Origin of the sequence: Actinomadura chokoriensis, assembly GCF_041463665.1 — a bacterium.
GTDB lineage: Bacteria > Actinomycetota > Actinomycetes > Streptosporangiales > Streptosporangiaceae > Spirillospora > Spirillospora chokoriensis_A.
Window position 1 is genome coordinate 484,506 of the sequence record NZ_JAXCEJ010000001.1, and the last position, 23,480, is coordinate 507,985.

Here is a 23,480-nt window from a genome sequence, read left to right on the forward strand (position 1 = left end):
ACAGATGAGCATTGATTCGCCGACTCTCGGGGGCCGGCTGCAGGGCTGGCCGCCGTTCATCCGCGAGCTCGACGCGACCCTCTCGGTGCACTCCCAGTACGTCCTGTCGGGAAACCTCTACGACAGCTTCCTCGCGCCGCCGGTGGAGGGCGGCGGGCCCGCGCGGCTGCTGCCGCTGCGCGGGCTGCTGTGGGAGACGCTGCACTCCAGCGGCGCGTCCTGCATGATCGTGTACGACCCGGTGGACGGGCTGCAGGTCTACCCGGACGGCGACGACGCGGCCGCGCAGGCGGCCCAGCGGCTGCTCGGCAAGATCAAGCCGGACGAGAAGCCGTCGCTGGAGGCGCTGAGCCGGCATCTGGCCGCGGTGGCCCGTCCTGGCGAGGACATCCGCGCCGCGTTCGTGATCGACTCGGCGTCGCGGATCGCCCGCACCCCCACGGACCTGGAGCCGGGCGAGCGCGACTTCTTCCGGTTCTGCGCGAAGCTGTCGCGCAGCGCCCGGCCGGTCCGGGTGCCGGGGGCGCGGCCGAAGCCGCTGTACAACCCGGTCGTGTGGCTGGTGGAGCGGCCCGGCGACCTGCCGCCGTGGCTGACGACCGACAACGAGAACATCCGCGAGATCACGATCCCGCGCCCGCACCTCGGCGACCGGCAGGAGACGGCGCGGCTGCTGGCGCGCGCGTTCGGGGTCACCGACGTCGGCGGCGACGAGGCCGCGGCGGCGGCGTGCGACGCGTTCGCCGAGCAGGCCGACGGCCTCACCCTCCAGTCGATGATCGAGGTGACGCGGCTGGCGAAGGAGCGCAACGTCGACCTGACCGACCTGCCGGACGCGGTGCGCACCTACAAGCTCGGCGTGCTCGACAACCCGTGGAGCCGCGGCCATCTGCGGCGCCGCGTGCTGGAGGGCGAGAAGCGCGTCCCGGAGCGGGTGATCGGGCAGCCGCAGGCCGTCACCAAGACCCTCGACATCCTGAAGCGGGCCGTGCTCGGCCTGTCCGGCGCGCAGGCGACCCGGTCGGGCAGCCGGCCGCGCGGCGTGCTGTTCTTCGCGGGACCGACCGGCACCGGCAAGACGGAGCTGGCGAAGGCGATCACCGAGCTGGTGTTCGGGGACGAGTCCGCCTACCTGCGCTTCGACATGAGCGAGTTCTCCGGCGAGGGGTCCGGCGACCGGCTGATCGGGTCGCCGCCCGGCTATGTCGGCCACGAGGCGGGCGGCGAGCTGACCAACGCCGTCCGCGAGGACCCGTTCCGGGTGATCCTCTTCGACGAGATCGAGAAGGCGCACCCGCGGATCCTGGACAAGTTCCTGCAGATCCTGGAGGACGGCCGCCTCACCGACGGGCGCGGCAACACCGTGCACTTCTCCGAGTCGATCCTGATCTTCACCTCGAACCTCGGGATGTACGTCCCGGGACGCGACCTGACGACCCGCGACGCCTTCCCCCACCCGGTGCCGGACCGTGTGCAGAACATCACACCCGGAATGGCGTACGACGAGGTCGAGCAGCGCATCAAGAGCGCGGTCGCCGACCATTTCACCGAGGTGCTCAACCGGCCGGAGCTGCTCAACCGGTTCGGGGACAACATCGTCGTGTTCGACTTCATCTCCGCCGAGGCCGCGCACAAGATCTTCGAGCTGCAGTTCGCGAACATCTGCCGGCGGGTCACCGACGAGCACCGGCTCTCCCTCACCGTGAAGGGAGACGCGCTGACGACCCTCCGCGAATGGTGCACGGAGGAGCTGGACAGGGGCGGGCGCGGCATCGGCATGGCGCTGGAGTCGCATTTCGTCAACCCGCTGGCGCGCGCGCTGTTCGACCGGGAGCTCGTGCCGGACGAGAAGGTCACCGTGACGGCCATCCGGCGCGAGGGAAGCATCGTCCATCTGGATCTCCAGTGACCGGCGAGGGCACGGACGGCACGGACGGCACGGGCGAGGCGCTGCTGCTCGCCAAGGCACACTATCCGGTGACCACACTCGGCCCCGGGGTCCGCGCGGGCATCTGGACGCAGGGCTGCACGCTGCACTGCGACGGCTGCCTGTCCAGGGACACCTGGGACGCCGACCCGCGCCGCGCGGTGCCCGTCAAGACCGTTTTAGGATGGCTCGCGTCCCTGCCCGGACCGGTCGACGGCGTCACCATTTCCGGTGGTGAGCCGTTCCAGCAGCCGGCCGCGCTGGGGGCCCTGCTGCGCGGTCTCCGCGCGTGGCGGGACACCCTCGACCGTGAGACGAGTGCATTGGACATATTGGTATACAGCGGATATGTCTACTCCCGGCTCTCCCGCAGCGGTGAGACGCGCGAGATCCTGGACCTGTGCGACGCCGTGATCACCGGACCGTACGTCGACCGGCTCAATCCGGAGGGGCGACACTCCGGCGACGGCTCCCTACTCTGGAGGGGGTCGGCCAATCAGCGCGTCGTGCCGCTGTCCCCGCTGGGGCGGCGGCGGTACGGGGCACTGGCCGACATCGGGAAGACTGGAGAAGGAACAGGGCCCCGAGTACAGGTGTCCGTGGACGAAGGGCCGGAGGGAAGGCGGGTGTACTACATCGGGATCCCGCGAAGGGGTGACATGGAGCACCTGACGTCGAGGCTCGACCGCGCCGGGGTGCGCTCGGGGGATGTGTCATGGCGACCTTGAACTGTCCTGTCTGCGGCGAACCGCACCAGCAGGGCGATCTGCTCTGCATGAGCTGCGGGGCCAACCTGGCGCGCGGAGGCGGCGCCGCCCACCGGCAGGGGCCGGGCGGGTACGACGACCAGCAGCGGCCGGGAGGCCCGCCGCCCGGGCAGCAGCCGGGCGGCCAGTACGGCGGCGGCCCGCAGCACGGGCAGCCCCAGTACGGCCAGCCGCAGCAGCCCCACGACCCGTACGGGCAGCAGGGAGCCCAGCACCAGCAGGGCCCGCCCGCGCAGCAGCCGGACCCATGGGGCGCGCCGCAGCAACAGCAGCCGGACCCGTGGGGGGCGCCCGCGCCCCAGCAGGCGCCTGACCAGTACGGCCAGCCGCAGCACGGCGGCCCCCAACACGGCGGTCCTCAGCACGGTGCCCCCCAGCAGGGCGGTCCTCAGCAGGGCGGTCCCCAGCACGGGGGCCAGCCGCCGATGCAGCAGCCGCCCGGGGACCCGTGGGGTGTGCCGCAACAGCAGCCGCAGGACCAGTGGGGTGCGCCGCAACCACCGCAGGACCAGTACCAGCAGCGCGAGCCGCAGTACCAGCCCCTTCCGGACCAGTACGGCGCCCCGCAGGATCAATACGGGGCACCGCAGGACCAGTACGGCGCACCGCAGCCGCCCCAGGGCCAGTACGGCGCCCCGCAAGACCAGTACGGCGCGCCTCAGGACCAATACGGGGCGCCGCAGGACCAGTACGGCGCTCCGCAGCCGGCCGAGCACCAGTTCGGCCCCCCGCCACAGCAGCCCCAGCACGGCGGGCCCCAGGGGCCGCAGCATGGCGGGCCGCAGCACGGTGGTCCCCAGCACGGTGGTCCCCAGCACGGGGGCCAGCCGCCGCTGCCGCCGCACGGCCGCGAGGCGACGCTGCTGCCGCACGACCACAACCAGGGACGTCCTGCGCCCGACAGCACGGCGTTCATGTGCCCGTACTGCGAGGCGGTGCTGAGCAACCCGGGCGCGGCGCAGTGCGACTCCTGCCTGCGGCCCCTGCCCAAGCAGGGCACGCCCGTCCTCCGGGTGCAGTTCCCCACGGGCGAGCTGAAGGTGTCCGTCGGCCAGCACCTCGTCCTCGGCCGGGACGCGGGCCAGTCGCCGGTGGCGGCCACGTTCACGCAGTACGACAACGTGTCGCGGCGCCATTCGACCGTCTGGCTCGACCCGTCCGGCACGGCCTGGGTGCGGGACGAGGGCTCCACCAACGGGACGTTCGTCAACGGCGAGCGGCTCCCCCGCGGCGTGGAGGCGCCCCTCCGCGACGGCGACCAGCTCCGCCTGGCCGCCGACGTGACCGGGACCGTCCAGCTGAAGTGACCGGTACGTGAAAGGGCGGCCCCGCGGTTCTCAGAACCGCGGGGCCGCCCTTTCGCACGGCGGTGCGGGGATCAGCCCGCGCGCTTGGTGCGGGCGCGCGTGCGCTCGCGCTCCTTGGCGTCCAGCACGACCTTGCGGATGCGGACGTTCGCCGGGGTCACCTCGACGCACTCGTCCTCGCGGCAGAACTCCAGGGCCTCCTCCAGCGACAGGACGCGGGGCGGGGTGAGCCGCTCCAGCTCGTCGCCGGTGGACGAGCGCATGTTCGTGAGCTTCTTCTCCTTGGTGATGTTGACGTCCATGTCGTCGGCGCGGGAGTTCTCCCCGACGATCATGCCCTCGTACACCTCGGTGGTCGGCCCGACGAAGAACGTGCCGCGCTCCTGCAGGTTCGTGATCGCGTACGCGGTGGCGGCGCCGGCGCGGTCGGCGACCAGCGAACCGGACGGGCGGGTGCGCAGCTCGCCGAACCAGGGCTCGTAGTCCTCGAAGACGTGGTGCGCCATGCCGGTGCCGCGCGTCTCGGTCATGAACTCGGTGCGGAACCCGATCAGGCCGCGGGCCGGGACGAGGAACTCCATCCGGACCCAGCCGGTGCCGTGGTTGGTCATGTGCTCCATGCGGCCCTTGCGGACGGCCAGCAGCTGCGTGACCGCGCCGAGGTGCTCCTCGGGGATGTCGACGGTGAGCCGCTCGACCGGCTCGTGCCGCTTGCCGTCGATGTCCCGGGTGACGACCTGCGGCTTGCCGACGGTCAGCTCGTAGCCCTCGCGGCGCATGTTCTCGACGAGGATCGCGAGGGCCAGCTCGCCGCGGCCCTGCACCTCCCAGGCGTCCGGCCGCTCGGTCGGCAGCACCCTGATCGATACGTTGCCGACGAGTTCGCGGTCGAGCCGGTCCTTGACCATGCGGGCGGTGACCTTGGTGCCCTTCTCGCGTCCGGCCATCGGCCCGGTGTTGGTGCCGATCGTCATGGAGATCGCCGGCTCGTCCACGGTGATCAGCGGCAGCGGGCGCGGGTCGTCGGGGTCGGCGATCGTGTCGCCGATCATGATGTCGGGGATGCCGGAGATCGCGATGATGTCGCCCGGCCCCGCGTCGTCGGCGGGCTTGCGGGTGAGCGCCTCGGTCATCAGCAGCTCGGTGATCTTCACCCGCTCGACGCTGCCGTCGTGCCGGCACCAGGCGACCTGCTGGCCCTTCTTGATCGTCCCGGCGTGCACGCGGCACAGCGCGATCCGGCCGAGGTAGCTGGAGGCGTCCAGGTTCGTCACGTGGGCCTGCAGCGGCGCGTCCGGGTCGTAGGACGGCGCCGGGATCGTCTCGGTGATGACCGAGAACAGCGGCTCCAGGTCCTCGCTGTCCGGCATGGCGCCGTCGGCCGGCTTGGTCAGCGAGGCGCGGCCGGCCCGGCCGGACGCGTACACGATCGGGAAGTCGATCTGCTCCTCGTCGGCGTCGAGGTCCATGAACAGCTCGTACGTCTCGTCCACGACCTCGTCGATGCGGGCGTCGGGACGGTCGGTCTTGTTCACGACCAGGATCACCGGCAGCCGCGCGGCGAGCGCCTTGCGCAGCACGAACCGGGTCTGCGGCAGCGGGCCCTCGCTGGCGTCCACCAGCAGGACGACGCCGTCCACCATGGACAGCCCGCGCTCGACCTCGCCGCCGAAGTCGGCGTGGCCGGGGGTGTCGATGATGTTGATCGTCAGCCCGTTGTGCAGGACCGCCGTGTTCTTCGCGAGAATGGTGATGCCCTTCTCGCGTTCCAGGTCGTTGGAGTCCATGACCCGGTCGTCGACGTCCTGGTTCTCGCGGAAGGCCCCGGACTGCCAGAGCATGGCGTCGACCAGCGTCGTCTTTCCGTGGTCGACGTGGGCGACGATCGCGACGTTCCGGAGGTCGTCGCGCGTGGAGATGGGCATGCGGGTTACCTTGCGTGAGGTTTCAGGAGACTCGCCGCAGAAACGCGGCAGCACTCCATTCTACGCGCCGCCGTGTACCACCCATCCCGAGCGCGTCCATCCCCGCCGCCACAGCCCTCACCCGCTTCACTCGGGCCCCGATTCGCCAACTTTGCTCGTTCTTTGTAATCTGCCCGAGATCCGGTCGTGCGGAGTCCCACCCCCAGGGGCTGCGGCCGGAACGCCGAATCTCCCGCAGGCAGGGAGAACCGGGGACCCACCACTCGGGGTGAATCGACGCACGTCGCAGGCGCGCGCCGTAGGGCGACTCCTGGCCCGAACCCGTCAGCTAACCCGGTAGGCGCGCGAGGAGAGGAGAACACCGGCTTGGCACCGGACCCCCGCCGGCGGCGTCGCATCACGCCCGCCGCCACCGCGGCCAGCATGCTCCTGATCGGCCTCGGCGCCACCGCGCCCGTCGCCGCCCACGCCGCGCCGCCGCTCCGGCTGGCCAGCGCCGCAGCCGCGCCGAACCCCACTCCGACGACGGAGCAGGGCCTGCGCAAGAGCCTCAACGCGCTGAACGAAGAGGCCGAGATCCTCACCGAGAAGTACAACAAGGCCCGCGTGGACCTGAAGGCCGCGCAGAAGGCCCTGCGGGACGCCACGAAGACCGCGCAGGCGCTGCGGAACCAGGCCGCGCCCGCCCGCGAGCAGCTCGGCCGGATGGCCGCGGCGAACTACATGGCCGGCGCCCCCGACGCGATCTTCGGTGCGACCGGGTCCCCGGACGGGCTGTCCGACAGCGCCTACCTGGTGCAGAACCAGGCGCACGCCGTCCGGGCCCTGCAGAAGGAGATCGACCAGGCCGAGGCCGCCGAGCGGGACGCGAAGGCCAAGACCGCGAAGGTCGAGAAGGCCTGGCAGGACGCCAAGAAGGCGCGTTCGGAGGCGAAGGCCAAGGTCACCGAGGTGCTGAAGCGCCTCGACAAGCTCTCCACCACGCACGCCCGCGACCCGCGCACCGGGCTCACCGCGACCATCAAGGGCTCGGACCTGCCCGCGAAGATGGCCCGCAAGGCCTACGGCAAGATCGGCTCCCCGTACGTGTGGGCCGCGGCCGGCCCGAGCAGCTTCGACTGCTCCGGCCTCGTCGTCTGGGCCTACGCCCAGGTCGGCAAGTCCGGCCTGCCGCACTACACCGGCGACCTCTACGCGCTGGGGACAAAGGTGTCGCGCGGCGCGCTGCGCTCGGGCGACCTCGTCTACTTCGGGAGCAACCTCCATCACATGGGGATCTACCTCAGCGACGGCAAGTACCTGCACGCACCGCAGACCGGCGATGTGGTGAAGATCTCCAAACTGTCGGACCGTTCCGACTTCGCGGGCGCCAACCGCATCACCTGACCGCGGCCGCCCCCACAGACGTCGGGGGTTTCCTGCGGCGCGGCAGGGAGCCCCCGCGTTCATCGCGGTTCTCTCCTCCTCCGGGACTTGCGCCCGGAGGAGGAGAGGGCCGCGTGAGATCGCCGCGTCGGCCGGTGCCGATCCTCAGACGAGACCGTCGTGGACGATGGCGTCGATGACGGGACGGTCTCCCGGCAGCCACTCGACGTCGTACAGCTCGTCCGGGGACAGCCAGCGGAGGGCCAGGTGCTCCAGCGCCCGCGGCTCGCCCTCGATGATCTCAGCGGTCCACACGCGCAGCAGGCTCCGCCCGCTCAGCCGCCAGTCGCCGCCGACCCGGCGGCCCAGCCGCACTTTGATCGCCAGTTCCTCGTGGCACTCGCGGACCAGGGCGTCCTCGTCGGACTCCCCCGGGTCGACCTTCCCGCCCGGCAGCTCCCAGCCGCCCGCCATGTGCGGCGGTTCGGCCCGCTGCGCGCTCAGCAGCCGTCCGTCCGCGATGATCGCCGCGCCCACGACCACGAGATCGATCGCGATCAGCCCCTCTCCGTGACGGCGGCCCGCGAGCCGCTCCTACCCCGTGCGACCTCGACCAGCCGCATCGACTCCCGGACGATCTCCTCCAGATGATCGCCGTGCGCGCCGCGCCAGTACACCTGCCCGCAGTCGGCGCAGCGGCCGTAGACGTCGTAGCTGCGGCGCGTTCCGGCCTCCAGGGCGCCTTCGACCTCGTCCTTGTCGACCGGGACGAGTTCCCCGTTGCAGGCGGTGCAGCGCGTCCACGGGTGCAGGACGGGCGCGAACCGGTCGAGCAGGTCGCGGAGCTGGTCGTCGGGCCGGGAGCCGCGCACGTAGGCGCCGAACCACAGCGCGCGGCGGCGGAGGAGGCCGCGGTCCTGGGTGAGCAGGACGCGGTGCTCCGCGTTGGCCTGGACGACCAGCGCCGGGTCGTCCATGTCGTTGTGGTAGGCGGCGTCGAGGCCGAGGAGGCGCATCCGCCGCGCCAGCGTGCCGAGGTGCACGTCCAGGAGGAAGCGCGGCGCGTCCTGCCCCGGCTCCAGCGGGACGGGCTGCGGGCGCGGCACCGCCTCCACGCGCACCTCGTCGCCCGCGTGCGGCCGGGTGGACGGCTCGACCCGCGCGCCGCCGATGGTCATCGGGCCGGCCTCGGGCAGCGGCACGCCGAGCGACTCCACGACATGCCCCAGCGTCGACGTCCCGTCACACGGCACCCGGTTCACGGTCTCGCGCCGCGTGGCGGGCAGGAACATCAGCAGCTCGTCGGCGACGCGGACGGTCATCTCGGTCTCCACGCCGCTCAGCATGCCACGCGACGCCGACGTTCCCCGCCGGATTCTCCGCAGGATCAGGGCCGGCGGGCGGCGAGTTCGCCGACCTTCTTCCTGAAGTCGGGCCGCGCGAGCGGGCGGGTCACGCCCACCCAGTCCGACCGCTTGTAGGTCTTCACGCCGATCGCGGGCACGCACGTCGAGCAGCTCGCCACGATCATCTTGTTCTTGCCGATGACCATCCCCACATGGCCGGGGCTGCCCGCCGACGTCCCCGGGCCGGAGTTGAAGAACACCAGGTCGCCCGGCTGCTCCTTGCCCTTGCCGACCTTCACGCCGAACGGCCACTGCTCGAACGTCGTGCGCGGGAGGTTGAGGCCCACCTGCCGGTAGGCGGCCTGGATGAGGCTGGAGCAGTCCCACGCGTCCGGCCCGTTCGCGCCGAACACGTACGGCTTGCCGCGCTGCGCGAGCGCGAACTGGATGATCTGCTGGACGAGGGCGCCGGCGTTCGCGGGCAGCTCGTTGTCGTCGCAGTTGACGCCGTTCGCCTGGACGACCTTGAACTCGCCGCCGGCGTAGCGCCTCGCCCAGTCGAGGACGAGGTCCACGTAGTCCGACGAGTGGTTGTACTGGAAGATCGCGGTCTTCATCCGCTGCGGCGCGCCGTTGTGCTTGAGGTAGGCGGCGGCCGAGGGGATCGCGTCGGCCGGGTTGTAGCGGTCCTTCTTGCCGTCCTTGTTCCCGTCGACGCCGAAGGCCTTGAACGTCGCGGCCAGGAACTGCATCGGCCCCCCGGCGCCCGCGTAGTTCTCGCCGCTGCCGACGCCGGGGAGCGTCGACCGGCCGTGGTCGGTCTCGACCTTGCCGATGCCGGCCAGCACGTTCCACGGGATGCCGTACTTCTTGCCCGCCTGCTGGTACAGCTCCAGGTAGTTCGCGGGGACCGCCTTGGCGTCGTCCGCCGCGGCGGGCTGCGCGCCCGCGCCGGCGACGTCCACGCACCCTCCCCCGCCGACCCCGCCGCCGAACATGAACTGGCTCGCGCCGAACAGGATCGGGACGAACACCAGCGCGACGAACAACGTCGCGGCGACGCCGAGGGCGCCGGCGAACAGCAACCGGCGGGGGGTCATCCGGTGTCACCCGCCTGTCCGGCGTCCGCGGGCTCGAACGCGTACACCTTCAGCGAGCCGCCGTCACGCGCGACGGTCACCGCGTACTGCTTTCTGTCGCTGCTCTCCTTGCCGCCCTTGGTCACCCGCTGGCGGCCCGTCACCAGGAAGATGACCGAGTTGTTCTCGATGGTGCGCACCTGGTCGAGGGACGCGGCCCCCTGCGCGACGACCTGCGCGCGGCGGCGCTCCTCCAGCAGGCCCGGCGTCCCCGCGTCCCGCCCGAGCTGCTGCTTCAGGTCGTCGGTCGTCAGGCCGGACAGCCGCCCCAGGTACGTCTCGGGGGGCTCGTCGTAGCGGTACGTCTCGTAGGCGGCGACGAACCGCTGTGCCATGTCCGCCGCCGTCGCGAACTCCTGCCGGGAGAACGGCAGCAGCCGGTAGATGTCGAAGTCGCCCGGGTTCACGGCCTGCTGGATCCCCGGCGGCGGGGACTGCGGGCCGGGCGGCCCGGCCGTGGGCGTGGCGCTCGGCCGGGCCTCCTGAGGGTCGTCGCCGTGCTCCGGCGTGGCGACCGTCAGGTAGACGCCGACGGCGGCGAGCACCACCACGAGCCCCGCGAACAGGAACTTGCGCCGGCGGTCGTTCAGGTTCATCACTCGTCCCGTTCCGGCTCACCGGACGGACGCTCCACCGGACGCAGCCAGAACGGGATCGACGAGCCCGCCTCGGAGCCGCGCCTGCCCCACAGCGGCGGGGGCTGCCGCACTCCGCCCTGGTTCTGGGGCGGGTTGCCGTTCGAGCCGCCGCCGCCCGAACCGCCGCGCTGCCTGGGGACGTTCGTCGCGGGCGCCCCGCCGCCGGAACCGCCGCCCGAACCACCGGAGCCGCCGGAACCGCCGCCGGGACGGTCGCGCCCGCGGTCGGCCGAGCCGGACGAACGGCCGCCGCCGGCGAACCAGCCGCCACCGCCCGAGCCGCTGCCGCCGCCGTTGCCCCCGGAACCACCTCCGGAGCCGCCGCTGACGCCGCTGCCGCCACCGCGTCCGGACCAGGAGGTCGGCCGGACGGTGCCCGTGCCGGGGCCCGCGCCGGAGGACGGCTTCCCGCCACCGGACGCCGCGCCCGCATCGGCGCCCGCACCAGAGCCCGCACCGCCCTTCGCCACCGAGACGCCGCCGCCCGGCCGGGTGGCGGCCGCCGTTCCGTCGTCCGTGCGGCGGTCGCTGAGCACGCCCGCCCGGGACGGCAGGTTCAGTGGCGGCGCGCCCCGCCGGGAGCGTCCCTGCCGCGCCACCACGGCGCCCGCGCCGCGCGGTTTCGCCGCCAGGACCGGCGCCTCCTCCGGCGACGGACCGTCGCCCGCCCCGGCGCCGGCCCGCCGATCGGCGGAGACCGCGGCGCCGGGCGCCACCTCGCCCTGAGCGGGGACGCCGGCCTCCGACGTCGCGTCGCGCTTCGCCCACCGCGCCAGCCGGTACCCGGCCGCGCCGGGCACGGCGGCGCCCGCGACGGCGGTCGTGCTCCGGCGCGCTTCGGCGACCGACTTGTTGAGCTGCGCCTCGCTCTTCTCCCGCGACCCGACCGCCGAGTAGCCGACGGCGGAGAACAGGTGCTGGAACGGCTTGCGGTAGATGAACGCCGCGAACGTCACCAGCGCGATGAGCAGCACCTGCAGGCCCCACGGCAGCGTCTCGCCGAGGATCAGGCTGTAGGCCCACAGCAGCAGCGAAAGGACGCCGATCAGCGCCGCCTGTTTGAGCAGCATGGACAGCAGCAGTTCGAGCCATCGGACGGCGATGACCCGTCCGATGCCCGGATGTATCCCGATCCCGAGGAAGATCGGCCCGGCGACGAGCAGCAGCAGGAACGCGATCTTCACGACGATCAGCGCGATCGCGATGACCATGATGAGCAGCCCGGCGACCAGCGCCGCGAACAGCCCGCCGAACGCGACCGCGAGCCGGTTCTGCCAGTTCTTGCCCTGGAACAGCGAATACGTCTCCGGGTGGTTGTCCTTGATGTTCTTCGTGACGTCCTTGTAGGCGTCGGCCTTCTTGCCCAGATCGACCTTGTTGTCGCCGTACGTCTCCGGCAGGTCGACCGCCTGCGACCAGAGCAGCTTGTCGGCGTTCTCCTTGACGATCTTGGCGTTGGGGTCGGTGGTGCCGAACTCGCCCTGCAGCCACGGCTTGCACACCAGCGCCACCCACAGCCCGTTGGCGTTGCGGGTCGTCGCGTCCAGGTTCCGCGAGGTCGCCGGATCGGGCTTGCCGTCCGGCCTCGGTATGCAACTCGCGCCCTTGGTGTCGCTCTGCGGCAACGCCGCGTTGAACGCGGCGCTGGTCGCCTCGGACGTCTTCGTCCCGAGCGTGGTGAAGTCCGCGGGCCGCGCGACCAGCCAGATGAGCGCCACCATCGCGGCGACCATCCAGATCACGCCCTCGGTGACCTTGCTGGCCCGTTTGCGGACGAGCCCCCACCACGCGAGCCACATCGCGCCGAGGATGACCACCCAGGACCAGTAGCGCGCGTTGAACGTCTTGCCGATGTTGCTGATGACGCCGTCGACGGTGTCCTTCAGCCAGCCGAGCAGCGAATCGGACGCGGCGGCCTGGTACACGCTGATCGTCGTCCGGTCGACCGCCCGGACGATGGTGAACGTGGTGTTGGCGAGGGCATTGCCCATCAGCGCCATCGCGTCCGAGCAGTCCAGGTCGACCGCGTACCAGGTCTGCCCGGCGGTGCCGTAGCGGTCGTAGTAGGTCAGTTGCTCGACCGGGGTCTTCTGCAGCTTCTCGTTCGGATAGTCGGGCGGCTTGATCATGCCGTCGGTCCCCGACCCGTACTGCTCGGGCGCGGGGTTCTCGGCCGGCGTGCACGGGCTGTTCGGGGAGAACGGCCCCGCGCTCGCCATCGGCGACAGGATGACGACGAAGATGGCCGCCACCAGCATCACGAGGACCGAGCGGCGGGTGCGCGGCAGCGCACGGCGGCGCCGGCGGCCGGGCCGGCGGTCGAGGACCGCGCGGTCGAGCCCTTCGCCGGGCGAGCGCTGCAGGCGCGCCGTCCGGTCGCGGGGACCCCTCATCGACTGACCTCCTGGACCTCGGCCCCCGCGACGGTGAGTTCGGACGCGCCCGGACGGGACCGGGTCGGGTTGGTGTCCAGCCAACGCTGCAGTTCCTCGGAGATCAGGTCGACGCCGATGCGCCCCGCTCGGCCGTCGAGGTCACGGAAGATGCATTCGCCGTTGCCGAGGTTGCGCAGCACGGCCTTGTGCTCGTCGGACGCCTCGACGCCGAGCAGCGACATGACGTTGCCGACCTCGACCCGTTCGGTGGAACGGAACGAGAACACCGACGACAGGCAGTTCGTCACCTGTTCGTTCAGCAGGTCCCCCGCGTTCTGGGAGACCAGGATCAGCGCGGTGTTCCGGGAGCGTCCCATGCGGGACACCTCCGGCACCAGCTTCGCGCCCTCGGGCGTCGAGGTGATCGCCCACGCCTCGTCCAGGAAGATGGCCTTCGGCAGCCGCCGGTCGAGGCCGTGCATGAGCCGCCGCGCGAACTGCGACACCAGGTACATCAGCGCGACCGACAGCCGCTGCTCGTAGGAGTAGTCCTCCCGCGAGATCGCGACGTCCGGCAGGGTGAGGCCGCCGAGCGTGAAGACGGTCGTCCAGCCGGCGGTGTCGATGCGCTCGCCGCCGGACGGGTCGAAGCACAGCCGGGCGAGCTTCATCTCCGACATGGAGCGGAGCACCGCGCCGAGGTTCTTGGACGCGGGATCGTCGGCCGCCTCCAGGTGGTCGACGACGCGGCCGAGCGAGGGCCGTTCGGCGTTGGCGACGGCGCCGACCGCCTGGATCATCGCGGACTCGCGCTCCTCCGACATCCGCGGCAGCAGCAGCCGCAGCGTCTCGGTCGCCATCGTCTTCATCGTCGCGAGGTCGTCGCCGAACGAGAACGGGTCGAGCAGGCCGGGCGCCGCGGAGCCGAGCGGCAGGATCCGCGCCCTGCGCCCGCGCGCCTTCAGCAGCTGGACGAGCGACTCGGCGTCGCCCTTCGGGTCGATCGCCGCGATCGTGACGCCGCGCAGCGCCATCTGGTAGATCAGCAGCAGCGCGAGCGTGGTCTTGCCGCCGCCCGGCTCGCCGGTGATCGCCACCGCCGTCGGACGGTTCCGGGCCGCGGCGACGAGCGGGTCGAAGTGGACGATGGAGCGGGCCCGGCCGAGCGTCTCGCCGATGTACGGGCCGATCCAGCCCTCCTGCTCGTCGTCCGGACGGTCGCCGAGGTCGACGGTCGCGACCGGCATGCCGCCCGCGATCGTCCGCAGCGGCTGCCGCTGCGCGTAGGCGTTCAGCCGGATCTGGTCGCCGGGCAGCGACTCGAGGAACAGCGAGAACTGGTCGCCGGTCGAGTTGACGACGTCGATGCCGATGTCGCGGTAGTGCTCCACCACCGCGTCCACCCGCTGGGCGAGCAGCTCCTCGGTCGGCGCGGACACGATCAGCCGGTGCCAGCCGTACACGAACGGCAGCCGCTCCTTGGTGATGCCGTGCTCCAGCATCCGCGCCGCGTCGATCTGCTCCGCGAGCGCGATCGGCGCCTCCGCGCCCGCCTCCCGGATGTGCTGGTCCATGTCGCGGGCGTGCGCCAGCTTCCGCGAGACGTCCTTGGACGCCTTCGCCGGCGGGATCAGCTTCATCCGCGCGCTGATCTCCACCGGGAACGGGAGCGCGTCGGCGTAGTGGAACCAGGGCTCGCCGTCCGGGAACGGCATCATGTCCGGAAAGCGGGCGAACGACAGGTACGCGACGTACGACTGGGCCGTGGCGCCCCCGCCCGCGCCGGTAAAGTTGGGCTGCTCGACCCGCAGGTATGAGCGCCCGTTGTGGATGGCCCCCTCCACGAGCGACTCGATCTCGCCCTTGCCCCACCTCCTGCGCGGGACGGCGGACGGCGGCGGATCGGCCAGCGACCCCGTCACCGCGTGCTGGAACAGCCACGCGACCTCGGTGGACGACGCGTGCCTGGCGTAGAGGGCGGACCCGCCGAGCGCGCGCCCGACCCGTTCGGCCTGCTCCGTCCAGCGCGCGATCTCCTTCTTGTCGATCGCGTCGTCATGGACGCCGAGCACGCTCTCGCTGCGCTTGTAGAACCCGAGCAGCTGCGACAGGGCACCGCCCGACAGGTGCGCGCCCATGCCGCGCGGCCCGAGCCGCACGCCGAGGTAGACCTCCTTGGTCCAGAAGTCCTTCGCCCACACGTGCGCGTAGGTCTCCTCCAGGTACTCCCGCCACCCGGCGCCGCCGTCGGACGTCCGGTCCAGGGCCAGCGCCCACTCCGCCGCCGGGTAGGTGCGGTGCGCGATCCGGAGGTGGATCTCCGCGTCCTGCATCCGGATGCCGGCGAGCGCGATGGTGATGTTGGTGGCGAGCGCCTCGCGCTCCTCACCGGTGGTGAACTCGTACGAGACGGTGGGCAGCCTGAAGTACGCCCAGGCGGCGTTGTCGGTGAACAGGACGCGGTCGTCGAAGTACCGGACGGCCAGCCGGCTGGACTTGCTCATGCCGCCCTCCCGCCCTCGGCTCCGACCCATGATTCTCCCGCCGGGCGGGCGGCCGCGCAGGGCTGCCCGGGGAAGTCTTTGACGTCCGGAAGGTCATGAACGTCGAACGCGTCCGCCAGGATCACCCGGCCCGGTCCGGTCTCCGCTCGATGCCCGCGAGGGGCGCTCATCGGGTGGCCTCCTGCTCCTGCTGGAACTCCTGGTAACGCTCGGGCATGACGGTGAATCCGCCGGCGACCACACCGGCAAGGGCAAGGTAGGCACGCCGCGTCGGCGTCCGCAACGACTTCAGCTCGTTGCGCGGCGCGCGGTCCATGCTCAGGTGATCATCCCACGGGATGCGCACCAGGGCCCGGCAACGCCCCCGAGCCACGGCCTCGGCCTGCTCGACGTCGTCCATGCTGCGGCGGCTCACCCCGTTGATGACGGTCACCGCGCGGGACCGCAGCTCCTCGTAGCCGTGGCCGTCCAGCCACTCGAACGTCATCGCGACGGCGCGGGGCGCGTCCGCGCTCGCCGGCGCGACCAGCACGATCTGGTCGGCGTAGGGCAGCACGCGGGCGACGACGGCGGCCGCCGCGTCCAGCAGCGTCACCGAGTAGAACCTGTCGATCGTGCGGATCGCGAGCGCGTAGTCCCTGTCGTCGAGCGCCTGCAGCGGGTTCTTCCCGGCCGCGATCACATCGAGGCCCGACTTGGCCTGCGAGGTGTACCGGCGCATCGCGGTCAGGCTGCCGACCTGGTCGGCGCGCGTGATGAGCCCGGTGAGCGTCTCGTTGGTCTCGCTCCGCGTCCTGCGTGCCAGCGCGCCCGGCCCCGGGTTCACGTCGATCGCGACGACGGGCTCCCCGTTGTGCTGCGCGAACGTGTGCCCCAGCATCAGCGCGGTGACGGTCTGCCCGGCGCCGCCGGTGCAACCGAGCACGACCACGTGCCGCGTCCCGTGGAACGGCTGCTGGAGCCGCTGCTGGTACTCGGCGTCGACCTCGCCGTGCCCGCCGCCGACGGCGTGGATGAGGCGGCGCAGCCCGCCGCTGGTGACCTCGTGCTCGGGCCCCGGCGGCGTGATCGCCGGCCCGGAGGGCGGCGGCGCCGGTGGCGGCGGCAACGGCCGCGGCCGGACGGGCGAGGCCGGCTGCGACCGGACCTCCCGAGGCGGCGCCTGCTCCTCGGTCGGCGGCACGGTCGGCGGCACAGGCGGCGGCGCGGGCGGCGGCACGGCCGGAGCTGCCTCGGACGCGGGCACGGGTTCGTGCGCTGGCGGCGCTGACTCGGGCGCGGGCGAGGCGGGCGGCGCGGGTTCGGGCGCCGGAGCCGGGATCTCGGCGGCCGGACGCTGCGGTCTGGACAGTCCTTCCGACCATGGCTTCGGCGGCTCCCGCCGCGGCGCCTGCGGCTGCCCGCCCTGCGCCCCGAACGCCCCGGGCACCATCGGCACGTCCGGCCGCGTCACCGGCGGCCGCGTCACCGGCGGCGGCACCCACGGCGGTGGAGGCGGAGTCCGCACACCGGCGACCTTCTTGTCCCCGGGCTCACCGCCCTCGGAGGCCCTGGCACCCTCCGGCTCCCGGACGGCTTCCTGCCCCGGCCCGAGCGGCCGCGCCTCACCGGCCCGCGCGCCACCGCGCTCCCGGGGAGCGCGGTTTCCCTGCTCGGACGGCTGCGCATCCTCGGCACTGGCGGCCGGTGCGTGTTCGGTGCGCTGGGGCTCCGCCGGAGCAACCGGACGCTGAGGACTCTGCTGCGGCTCACGCTCGGTCCGCGGACCCGCAACGGCGCGTCCGGCCACGCGGACGTCGGACGGGGCGCTCGGAGACCCGGGCTCGGCGGCGGCCGGGGAAGCGGGTTCGGACGCCTGCGCGCGCTCGGCGCGGGCGGCCGGAGCCGCCGGCCCCTGCGCCTTCACCTGCTGAGACTCACCCGGACCCGCAGCCGGGACGCGCGGTGCCTCAGAACCCTCGCCCTCAGATGCGGGCTCGGCGGCGGCGGCCGGAAGACCCGGCTCGGGCGCCTGCGCGCGCTCGGCACTGGCGGGCGGCGCGTGTTCGGTGCGCTGGGGCTCCGCCGGAGGCTGAGGACTCTGCTGCGGCTCACGCTCACGCTCGGTCGGCGGGCCGGCAGTGGCGCGTCCGGCCACAGGGACGTCGGGCGGGTCGCTCGGGGACGGTGCTTGCGGGGACGGTGCTTGCGTGGATTGCGGGATCTCGCCCGCAGGCGCGGGGCTCGCCGGTGTGCGGGGACCGTTGGCTATCTCTTCGGCGACGCGGCGGATGTCGGCGGGGTTCTGCTGGGGGATGTCGGGGCGGGTGACCGGTGCGGCCCGCCAGACCTCGGCCGGGGCGCCGGGGCGGCGGACGCCGGAGGCGAAGGCGCGCTTGCCGGAACTCGCCGGAGCCTCCAGCTGGGGGGTCGCCGGGGGGCGCTCCACCTCGGCGGCGGGGACGGGCAGGACGTCGTCCTCGTGGGAGATGTCGCGGGTGGTGCGGCGCCAGGGCTTGGGCGGCGCGGGGGTGGCGACCGGCTCGCGCTGGGCCGCGTACTCGACCAGGGGCGGGGGCGCCGCGGCGGCGGACGGACGGGGCAGGCGGGCCGGGACGAAAGCCGGCCCGGCGGCCGGCTCCGCGACCGGCTCGGGCGCCGCTCGCCTGCGCCTGCGGCGGGACTTGACGGCGGCGCGCTCCGCCGCCGCGACCGGGGCGGGGGCCTCGGCGCGGCGCCAGACGCGCGCGACGATCACCACCTCGCGGGGTTCGCGGATCGGGGTGAGCCGGCACCACGTGCGGGGCTCGGCGACGTAGCGGCCCTGGGAGAGCAGCAGCTCGGTGAGCCGCTTGCCCTCGATGACGGGGCGCGTCGCCATCCAGGTCAGGACGCCCGGCGGGACGATGTAGAGGACGTGCCAGGGCGACTCGAAGGGGATGCCGACGAGTCTGAGCAGCAGGATCCACGGCACGAAGACGCCGAGGAACACACCGATCTGGACGAGCGGCAGCGGCATGGGCAGCCGCAGGTCGTACAGCTTGTAGAGCCGCTTCTCGATGCGCCAGATGTTCGTGTACGTGGGTAGATCCACGCCCCTACTCCCCTAACTGCGCGAGCGCCGTGCCTCCCCGGTCAGGAGACGTCCACACCGAGGGCCTTGGCGATCGCCTTGGCGGTGGTCTCGATGATGTTCGGCACGTAGAAGACCACTCCGATTCCGATCGCCAGCACGATGAATTGGACAAAGCGCGTGATCTCGCGGGTGAACAGGAAGAAGATCGCCACAATGGAGACGATCACGAGGAACAGCGGGCCGAATATCTGGCGGAGCCAGTCGGCGAGCTGGTCGGTCTTGAGTTCGTCGTCGGGCGCCGCCAGGAGTTCGTGCGGAATCGACGCCATGAGGTGATGCAGCATCGACTGACTACCTTCCTTGGTCGGCGGACTCGGGGGTTGGGTTCTTCAATTCGCGGCCTCTCATGACGCGTTCGGTTCGGTACTGCCGCGAATGTCGCGCACGAGCCAGGTCGTGCCCTTCTTGACCATGGTGAGCTGGTAGCTCTGCTCCAGCTCACCGCCGCCGCCCCCGGCGGGCTGCCACACCACCATCGCGGTGACGGTGCGCTCGCCGTCCGGGCCCTTCGGCGCGATGACCTCCTTCACCTGCATGAACGTGACGGACTTGGCGAGGCCGGCGATGGTCGTCCCGTCGGAGAAGCGGGACAGGGCCTCCTGGTTTCCGGTCGCGTACTCCTGGAAGAAGGTGCCGAGGAACGGCTTGAGCTCGGTCTCGAGCGCGGTGTCGCGGTCGTCGACGCCGTCCTGGGGAAGCTGCGCCTTGGTCGGCGGGGGAAGCAGGGCGGGACGGGCGGACACGACCAGGGAGCCGCTCTTGTCGGCGTACACGGGAACGGCGAGCCGCAGCCACCGGTCGGCGGTGCGGGCGAGCAGCGTCACGGTCGCGTTGCTGGCGTCGCGGGCGTCCACTCCGGCGACCTGGACGGACTGCACCTGCATCCGCCCGACGCCGTTCCAGCCGAATTGGGCGTCGGCGCCGTCGGGCAGGAAGGTGCGCAATTGCGCTTCGCGGGCGGGGGCGCCGTTCTGGTCGTAGTTGAGATAGACGTTGGCGAACTGGATGGCGAACGCGCCCGCGGCGCTGCTGGGGAATCCGGCGCTCTTCGGCGGCTTGGACGCGGTCGCCGCGCCGCCGGAGGACTCGTCGGCGGTGAAGCGTTCGAACGGGGCGCGGACGCCGTTGACGAGGATGACGAGGATCAGCGCCCACAGCACGGCGCGCCCGACCCACACCCACCAGCGACCGCCGGACCCGCCCCACCGGCCGCCGGTGCGCGACCCGCCGCGGCCGGAGCGGCCGCGGCGCGCGTCCTGCTCGGGCAGGCCCCACGACGGGTCGACTGAGGTCGTGAGCGCCCGGCCGGGCGCCGCCGCCTCCTCGGCTACGGCGGTGTCACGGCCGTGTCCCACGGCCGACCTGCGAGCCATCCTGCCTCCGCTCGCGCCTCGCCCCCGGTCGGCGCGGTCCTGTTGCCTGGTCATGTCCCGGTGGTTTTTCTGAACCCACCTCGGGCCCAGGGTAACCACGGGCGTCAATTGTTCCAGCGCATCGCAGCGAAGCACAGCCCCGGCGCGCGGTTGTGGATAATGCAATCCACCTCAGCAGGAACAGGGAAGATTGCCAAACGGTGACGATCCCCTATCCAAGGCTCCGAAGAGTGCGCAGGTCCAGGTTCCGGACAAGCGGTGCGACTCGGCGGTTGCTTGGTTACCGGGTGACGGCGATGACCGCAATCTGTTCCCAGAAGAAACCGGCAAACTGTCTGATTCGAGACATCTCACGCCAAAACACCCAGCTCATCGGCCACATGGGCCCCATTTCGACCCGCTGTTGCCAAAATCACACTGGTCACGGCCGTTGCAAGACCCGTTGGGACCACCGTCGTGGGGACCACCGTCAGACGTTGAAGCGGAACTCCACGACGTCGCCGTCCTGCATGACGTACTCCTTGCCCTCCATGCGGACCTTGCCGGCGGTGCGGGCGGCGGCCATGGAGCCGGTCTCGACCAGGTCGTCGAAGGAGACGACCTCAGCCTTGATGAAGCCGCGCTGGAAGTCGGTGTGGATGACGCCGGCGGCCTCCGGCGCGGTGTCGCCCTTGCGGATCGTCCAGGCCCGCGCCTCCTTGGGGCCCGCCGTCAGGTACGTCTGCAGGCCGAGGGTGCCGAACCCGATCCGGACGAGCTGCGACAGGCCGGACTCCTCCTGGCCCATTCCCTGCAGCAGTTCGAGCGCCTCGTCGTCCGGCAGCTCGATCAGCTCCGCCTCGATCTTGGCGTCCAGGAAGATCGCCTCGGCGGGGGCGACCAGGTCGCGCAGGCGCGCGCGCAGAGCCTCGTCGGTCAGCTCGCTCTCATCGAGGTTGAAGACGTAGAGGAACGGCTTGGCGGTGAGCAGGTGCAGCTCGCGCAGGAGCGTCAGGTCGATGCCGGCCTTCTCCGCGCCCGCGAAGAGCGTGACGCCGTCGTCCAGGAGCTTCTGTGCGGCGTTTACGGCGTCGACGACGGCGAGCTTGTCCTTGTCCTTCTTGGTGCGGGCCTCCTTGTCGAGGCGGGGCAGCGCCTTCTCGATCGTCTGGAGGTCGGCCAGGATCAGCTCGGTGTTGATCGTCTCGATGTCGCGGGACGGGGCGACGTCGCCGTCCACGTGGGTGACGTCCGGGTCCTCGAACGCGCGGATGACCTGGCAGATCGCGTTGGTCTCCCGGATGTTGGCGAGGAACTTGTTGCCGAGGCCCTGCCCCTCGGACGCGCCCTTGACGATGCCCGCGATGTCGACGAACTCCATCGTCGCGGGGATGATCTTCTGCGAGCCGAAGATCTCCGCCAGGGTGTGCAGGCGCGGGTCGGGCACCCCGACCACGCCGACGTTGGGCTCGATGGTCGCGAACGGGTAGTTGGCGGCCAGCGCGTCGTTCTTGGTCAGCGCGTTGAACAGCGTGGACTTGCCGACGTTGGGCAGCCCGACGATTCCGATGGAGAGGCTCACGGCGGTCAAGTTTATGGGCGCGCGGGGACCCCTCGGGCTGTCCGGATTCTCCGCCCGTCCGGCCGGATGTCCGGAACGGGGCGTCCGGGGGCATCCCGGCGCGTCGCGGTCCCGCTTCGCCGCCGCGCTGTCACGATGAACGGATGGATCTCGCGCTGTTCGCCGGCCTGCTCGTCGGCGCCGTCTTCGGCGCCGTCGCCGGGTACGCGCTCGCGACGAGCCGGCAGGGCACGCTGATCGCGCGGGCGCGGGCGGCCGAGGAGAAGCTCGCCTACGCCGAGGAGCGGATGGCCGAGCACTTCGAGAACCTGTCCGCGAAGGCGCTGGACGCCAGCAACCAGCGGTTCCTCGAGCTGGCGGACGCGCGGCTCAAGGCGGCGGGCGTCGAGGCGGCGGGCGAGTTGCAGCGCCGCCAGCAGGCCGTCGAGCATCTGGTCGCGCCGCTCAGGGAGACGCTCGCCAAGGTCGAGGAGCAGCTCCGCGAGGTGGAGACGGGCCGCCGCGAGTCGCACGCGATGCTGGCCAAGCAGGTCGACTTCGTCCGGCAGAGCTCCGACCAGCTGCGCCGCGAGACCCAGTCGCTCGTCCGGGCGCTGCAGCGGCCCGAGGCGAGGGGTCGGTGGGGCGAGCTGCAACTCCGCCGGGTCGTGGAGCTGGCCGGGATGACGCACCACTGCGACTTCGACGAGCAGGCCAGCGCCGTCACGGCGGACGGCACGGTGCGGCCCGACATGGTCGTGCGGCTGGTCGGCGGCAAGAGCATCGTAATCGACTCCAAGGTCTCCCTGGCCGCGTATCTGCAGGCCGCTGAGAGCGGCGATCCGGTAAGGCTCGACGCGCACGCCCGCCATCTGCGCGACCACGTCGACCGTCTCGCGGCCAAGTCGTACTGGCAGGCTTTCAGCCCGGCACCCGAGTTCGTGGTCCTGTTCATCCCCGGGGAGGCGTTCCTCGCGCCCGCGCTCGACCGCGACCCCGGCCTGCTCGAGTACGCGATGCGCCGCCGTGTGCACATCGCCACCCCGACCACGCTCATCACGATGCTGCGAACGGCGTCCTACACGTGGCAGCAGGCCGCTCTCTCCCGGAACGCGCGCGCGGTCTTCGAGCTGGGCAAGGAGCTGTACGAGCGGCTCGGGACGATGGGCCAGCACGTTGACGAACTGGGCCGCGCGCTGACCGCGGCCACCAAGTCCTACAACCGGACGGTCGGCTCCCTTGAGACGCGCGTGCTGGTCAGTGCGCGCAAGCTGAACGAGCTGGGCGTCGTCGACGACGGCTTGGCCGGCCCGCGTCCGGTGGAGGAAAGCCCCCGCGCGCTCTCCGCGGCCGAGCTGACCGCAGACGACGAACCCCTCGACGACGAACTCCTCAGCGACGAGCAGGCGCGGTCCGATCGGGCCTCGGAAGCGGTAGGTTTCGGCGCACAGGCCGTCCCCGAGCAGATCGACCGGCGGAACTCGAACGAGCGGAGCGAACCGGGGAGTGTGGGGGGTCGTCCCCCCACGGTGAAGGGATGGCGATGAGTTCATCGACGGTACGCGGCGCGCCCGGCGGCGCCCCGCCGGCTCCGGAGGGTGCGGTGGGAGGTCGGCGCGGCGCCGCCGCCAGGTCGCGGTCGTCCGCCGGGGCGAGCCCGATCACGCTGACCGGTCGCGGCGGCATCGTCGTCATGTTCGCCGCCGGCGTGCTGTGCGGGCTGATGTCGCGGTGGTTCGGGGTGCCGCTGCTCGCCGGCGCGGGGTTCGCGATCGGCTGCGCGCTCGCCGCGTTCGCGACGCGCCCCGCCGACCTGCTCACGCTCGCCGTCAGCCCGCCGCTGGTCTTCTTCGCCGCCACGATCACGGTCGTGCTCGCCACCACGCTCGGCCAGGGGTCGCTGCTGCGCGGCCTCACGCTCGGCGTCCTGACCGCGCTGGCGGCCACCGCGCCGTGGCTGTTCTTCGGGACGCTGCTGGTCGTCGTGATCTGCCTGGCCCGCGGCCTCATGACGAACGTCAGGGAGTTGCAGGACAAGCTCATCGGGGTGCGACTCTTCGAGAAGGAGGAGAACGAGAACCCCGTCCGGTGGGACGAGTCCCCCACGACGCAGGAGCGCCGCCTCCACCACGGCGAAGTGGACTAGTGGCGGCCGAGGC

18 protein-coding genes and 1 riboswitch are annotated in these 23,480 nt (G+C 72.1%); of the genes, 6 read left to right on the forward strand and 12 right to left on the reverse strand.

Annotation, left to right across the window (positions count from 1 at the left end):
* Positions 1–4 precede the first annotated feature (4 nt).
* Positions 5–1,909: an AAA family ATPase gene (locus SM418_RS02360; protein WP_371938550.1), complete on the forward strand. Its 1,905-nt coding sequence runs from the start codon at positions 5–7 to the stop codon at positions 1,907–1,909.
* Entirely contained in the window at positions 1,906–2,655 is a 750-nt protein-coding gene (locus SM418_RS02365; RefSeq protein WP_371938549.1) for a 4Fe-4S single cluster domain-containing protein, read from the forward strand. The genes SM418_RS02360 and SM418_RS02365 overlap by 4 nt, the downstream gene beginning before the upstream one ends.
* Here SM418_RS02365 and SM418_RS02370 read toward each other — a convergent pair.
* On the reverse strand, positions 2,559–3,566 hold the full coding sequence (locus SM418_RS02370) for a hypothetical protein (protein ID WP_371938548.1): 1,008 nt from the start codon (positions 3,564–3,566) through the stop codon (positions 2,559–2,561). The two genes, SM418_RS02365 and SM418_RS02370, sit on opposite strands and share 97 nt — an antisense overlap.
* A 63-nt stretch (positions 3,567–3,629) precedes the next feature.
* Here SM418_RS02370 and SM418_RS02375 point away from each other — a divergent pair, with 63 nt between their 5' ends.
* Positions 3,630–4,001: an FHA domain-containing protein gene (locus SM418_RS02375; protein WP_169806467.1), complete on the forward strand. Its 372-nt coding sequence runs from the start codon at positions 3,630–3,632 to the stop codon at positions 3,999–4,001.
* 71 nt (positions 4,002–4,072) lie between these two features.
* Here the strand turns inward: SM418_RS02375 and typA are convergent, their stop codons facing one another.
* The gene (typA, locus tag SM418_RS02380) at positions 4,073–5,926 is read right to left on the reverse strand and encodes a translational GTPase TypA (protein ID WP_371938547.1); all 1,854 of its coding nucleotides are present in this window, start codon (positions 5,924–5,926) and stop codon (positions 4,073–4,075) included.
* 211 nt (positions 5,927–6,137) lie between these two features.
* Positions 6,138–6,285, forward strand: a riboswitch (cyclic di-AMP (ydaO/yuaA leader).
* A 7-nt stretch (positions 6,286–6,292) separates the two neighbouring features.
* On the opposite strand from typA, the gene SM418_RS02385 reads away from it, so the two are divergent.
* A complete protein-coding gene (locus SM418_RS02385) occupies positions 6,293–7,312 on the forward strand; it encodes a C40 family peptidase (protein ID WP_371938546.1) in 1,020 nt (339 codons plus the stop codon).
* Positions 7,313–7,456: 144 nt separating this feature from the next.
* Here SM418_RS02385 and SM418_RS02390 read toward each other — a convergent pair whose 3' ends face one another.
* The 10 genes from SM418_RS02390 to ychF form a co-directional block, all read right to left on the reverse strand.
* On the reverse strand, positions 7,457–7,828 hold the full coding sequence (locus tag SM418_RS02390; RefSeq protein WP_371938545.1) for a (deoxy)nucleoside triphosphate pyrophosphohydrolase: 372 nt from the start codon (positions 7,826–7,828) through the stop codon (positions 7,457–7,459).
* A 20-nt stretch (positions 7,829–7,848) separates the two neighbouring features.
* The gene (locus SM418_RS02395; RefSeq protein ID WP_371938544.1) at positions 7,849–8,637 is read right to left on the reverse strand and encodes a Mut7-C RNAse domain-containing protein; all 789 of its coding nucleotides are present in this window, start codon (positions 8,635–8,637) and stop codon (positions 7,849–7,851) included.
* A 41-nt stretch (positions 8,638–8,678) separates the two neighbouring features.
* A complete protein-coding gene (locus SM418_RS02400) occupies positions 8,679–9,737 on the reverse strand; it encodes a C40 family peptidase (RefSeq protein ID WP_371938543.1) in 1,059 nt (352 codons plus the stop codon).
* Complete coding sequence (locus tag SM418_RS02405; RefSeq protein WP_371938542.1) at positions 9,734–10,372, reverse strand: hypothetical protein; 639 nt, start codon at positions 10,370–10,372, stop codon at positions 9,734–9,736. Before SM418_RS02405 ends, SM418_RS02400 begins: the two co-directional genes overlap by 4 nt.
* Positions 10,372–12,807, reverse strand: a complete 2,436-nt coding sequence (locus tag SM418_RS02410; protein ID WP_371938541.1) for a type IV secretion system protein — start codon at positions 12,805–12,807, stop codon at positions 10,372–10,374. The genes SM418_RS02405 and SM418_RS02410 overlap by 1 nt, the downstream gene beginning before the upstream one ends.
* A complete protein-coding gene (locus SM418_RS02415) occupies positions 12,804–15,293 on the reverse strand; it encodes an ATP-binding protein (RefSeq protein ID WP_371938540.1) in 2,490 nt (829 codons plus the stop codon). Before SM418_RS02415 ends, SM418_RS02410 begins: the two co-directional genes overlap by 4 nt.
* A 166-nt stretch (positions 15,294–15,459) precedes the next feature.
* Positions 15,460–18,366 carry a TcpE family conjugal transfer membrane protein gene (locus SM418_RS02420; RefSeq protein WP_371938539.1) on the reverse strand — a complete coding sequence of 969 codons (2,907 nt, stop codon included), beginning with the start codon at positions 18,364–18,366 and terminating at the stop codon, positions 15,460–15,462.
* Between the two features lie 41 nt (positions 18,367–18,407).
* Positions 18,408–18,692, reverse strand: coding sequence for a hypothetical protein (locus tag SM418_RS02425; protein ID WP_371938538.1), 285 nt, complete (start codon positions 18,690–18,692; stop codon positions 18,408–18,410).
* Between the two features lie 60 nt (positions 18,693–18,752).
* On the reverse strand, positions 18,753–19,781 hold the full coding sequence (locus tag SM418_RS02430) for a conjugal transfer protein (RefSeq protein ID WP_371938537.1): 1,029 nt from the start codon (positions 19,779–19,781) through the stop codon (positions 18,753–18,755).
* 469 nt (positions 19,782–20,250) lie between these two features.
* Complete coding sequence (gene ychF, locus SM418_RS02435; RefSeq protein ID WP_371938536.1) at positions 20,251–21,342, reverse strand: redox-regulated ATPase YchF; 1,092 nt, start codon at positions 21,340–21,342, stop codon at positions 20,251–20,253.
* A 143-nt stretch (positions 21,343–21,485) separates the two neighbouring features.
* Here ychF and SM418_RS02440 point away from each other — a divergent pair, with 143 nt between their 5' ends.
* Complete coding sequence (locus SM418_RS02440) at positions 21,486–22,868, forward strand: DNA recombination protein RmuC (protein ID WP_371938535.1); 1,383 nt, start codon at positions 21,486–21,488, stop codon at positions 22,866–22,868.
* Positions 22,865–23,467 carry a DUF6542 domain-containing protein gene (locus SM418_RS02445; protein ID WP_371938534.1) on the forward strand — a complete coding sequence of 201 codons (603 nt, stop codon included), beginning with the start codon at positions 22,865–22,867 and terminating at the stop codon, positions 23,465–23,467. The genes SM418_RS02440 and SM418_RS02445 overlap by 4 nt, the downstream gene beginning before the upstream one ends.
* The last annotated feature ends 13 nt before the right edge of the window (positions 23,468–23,480 follow it).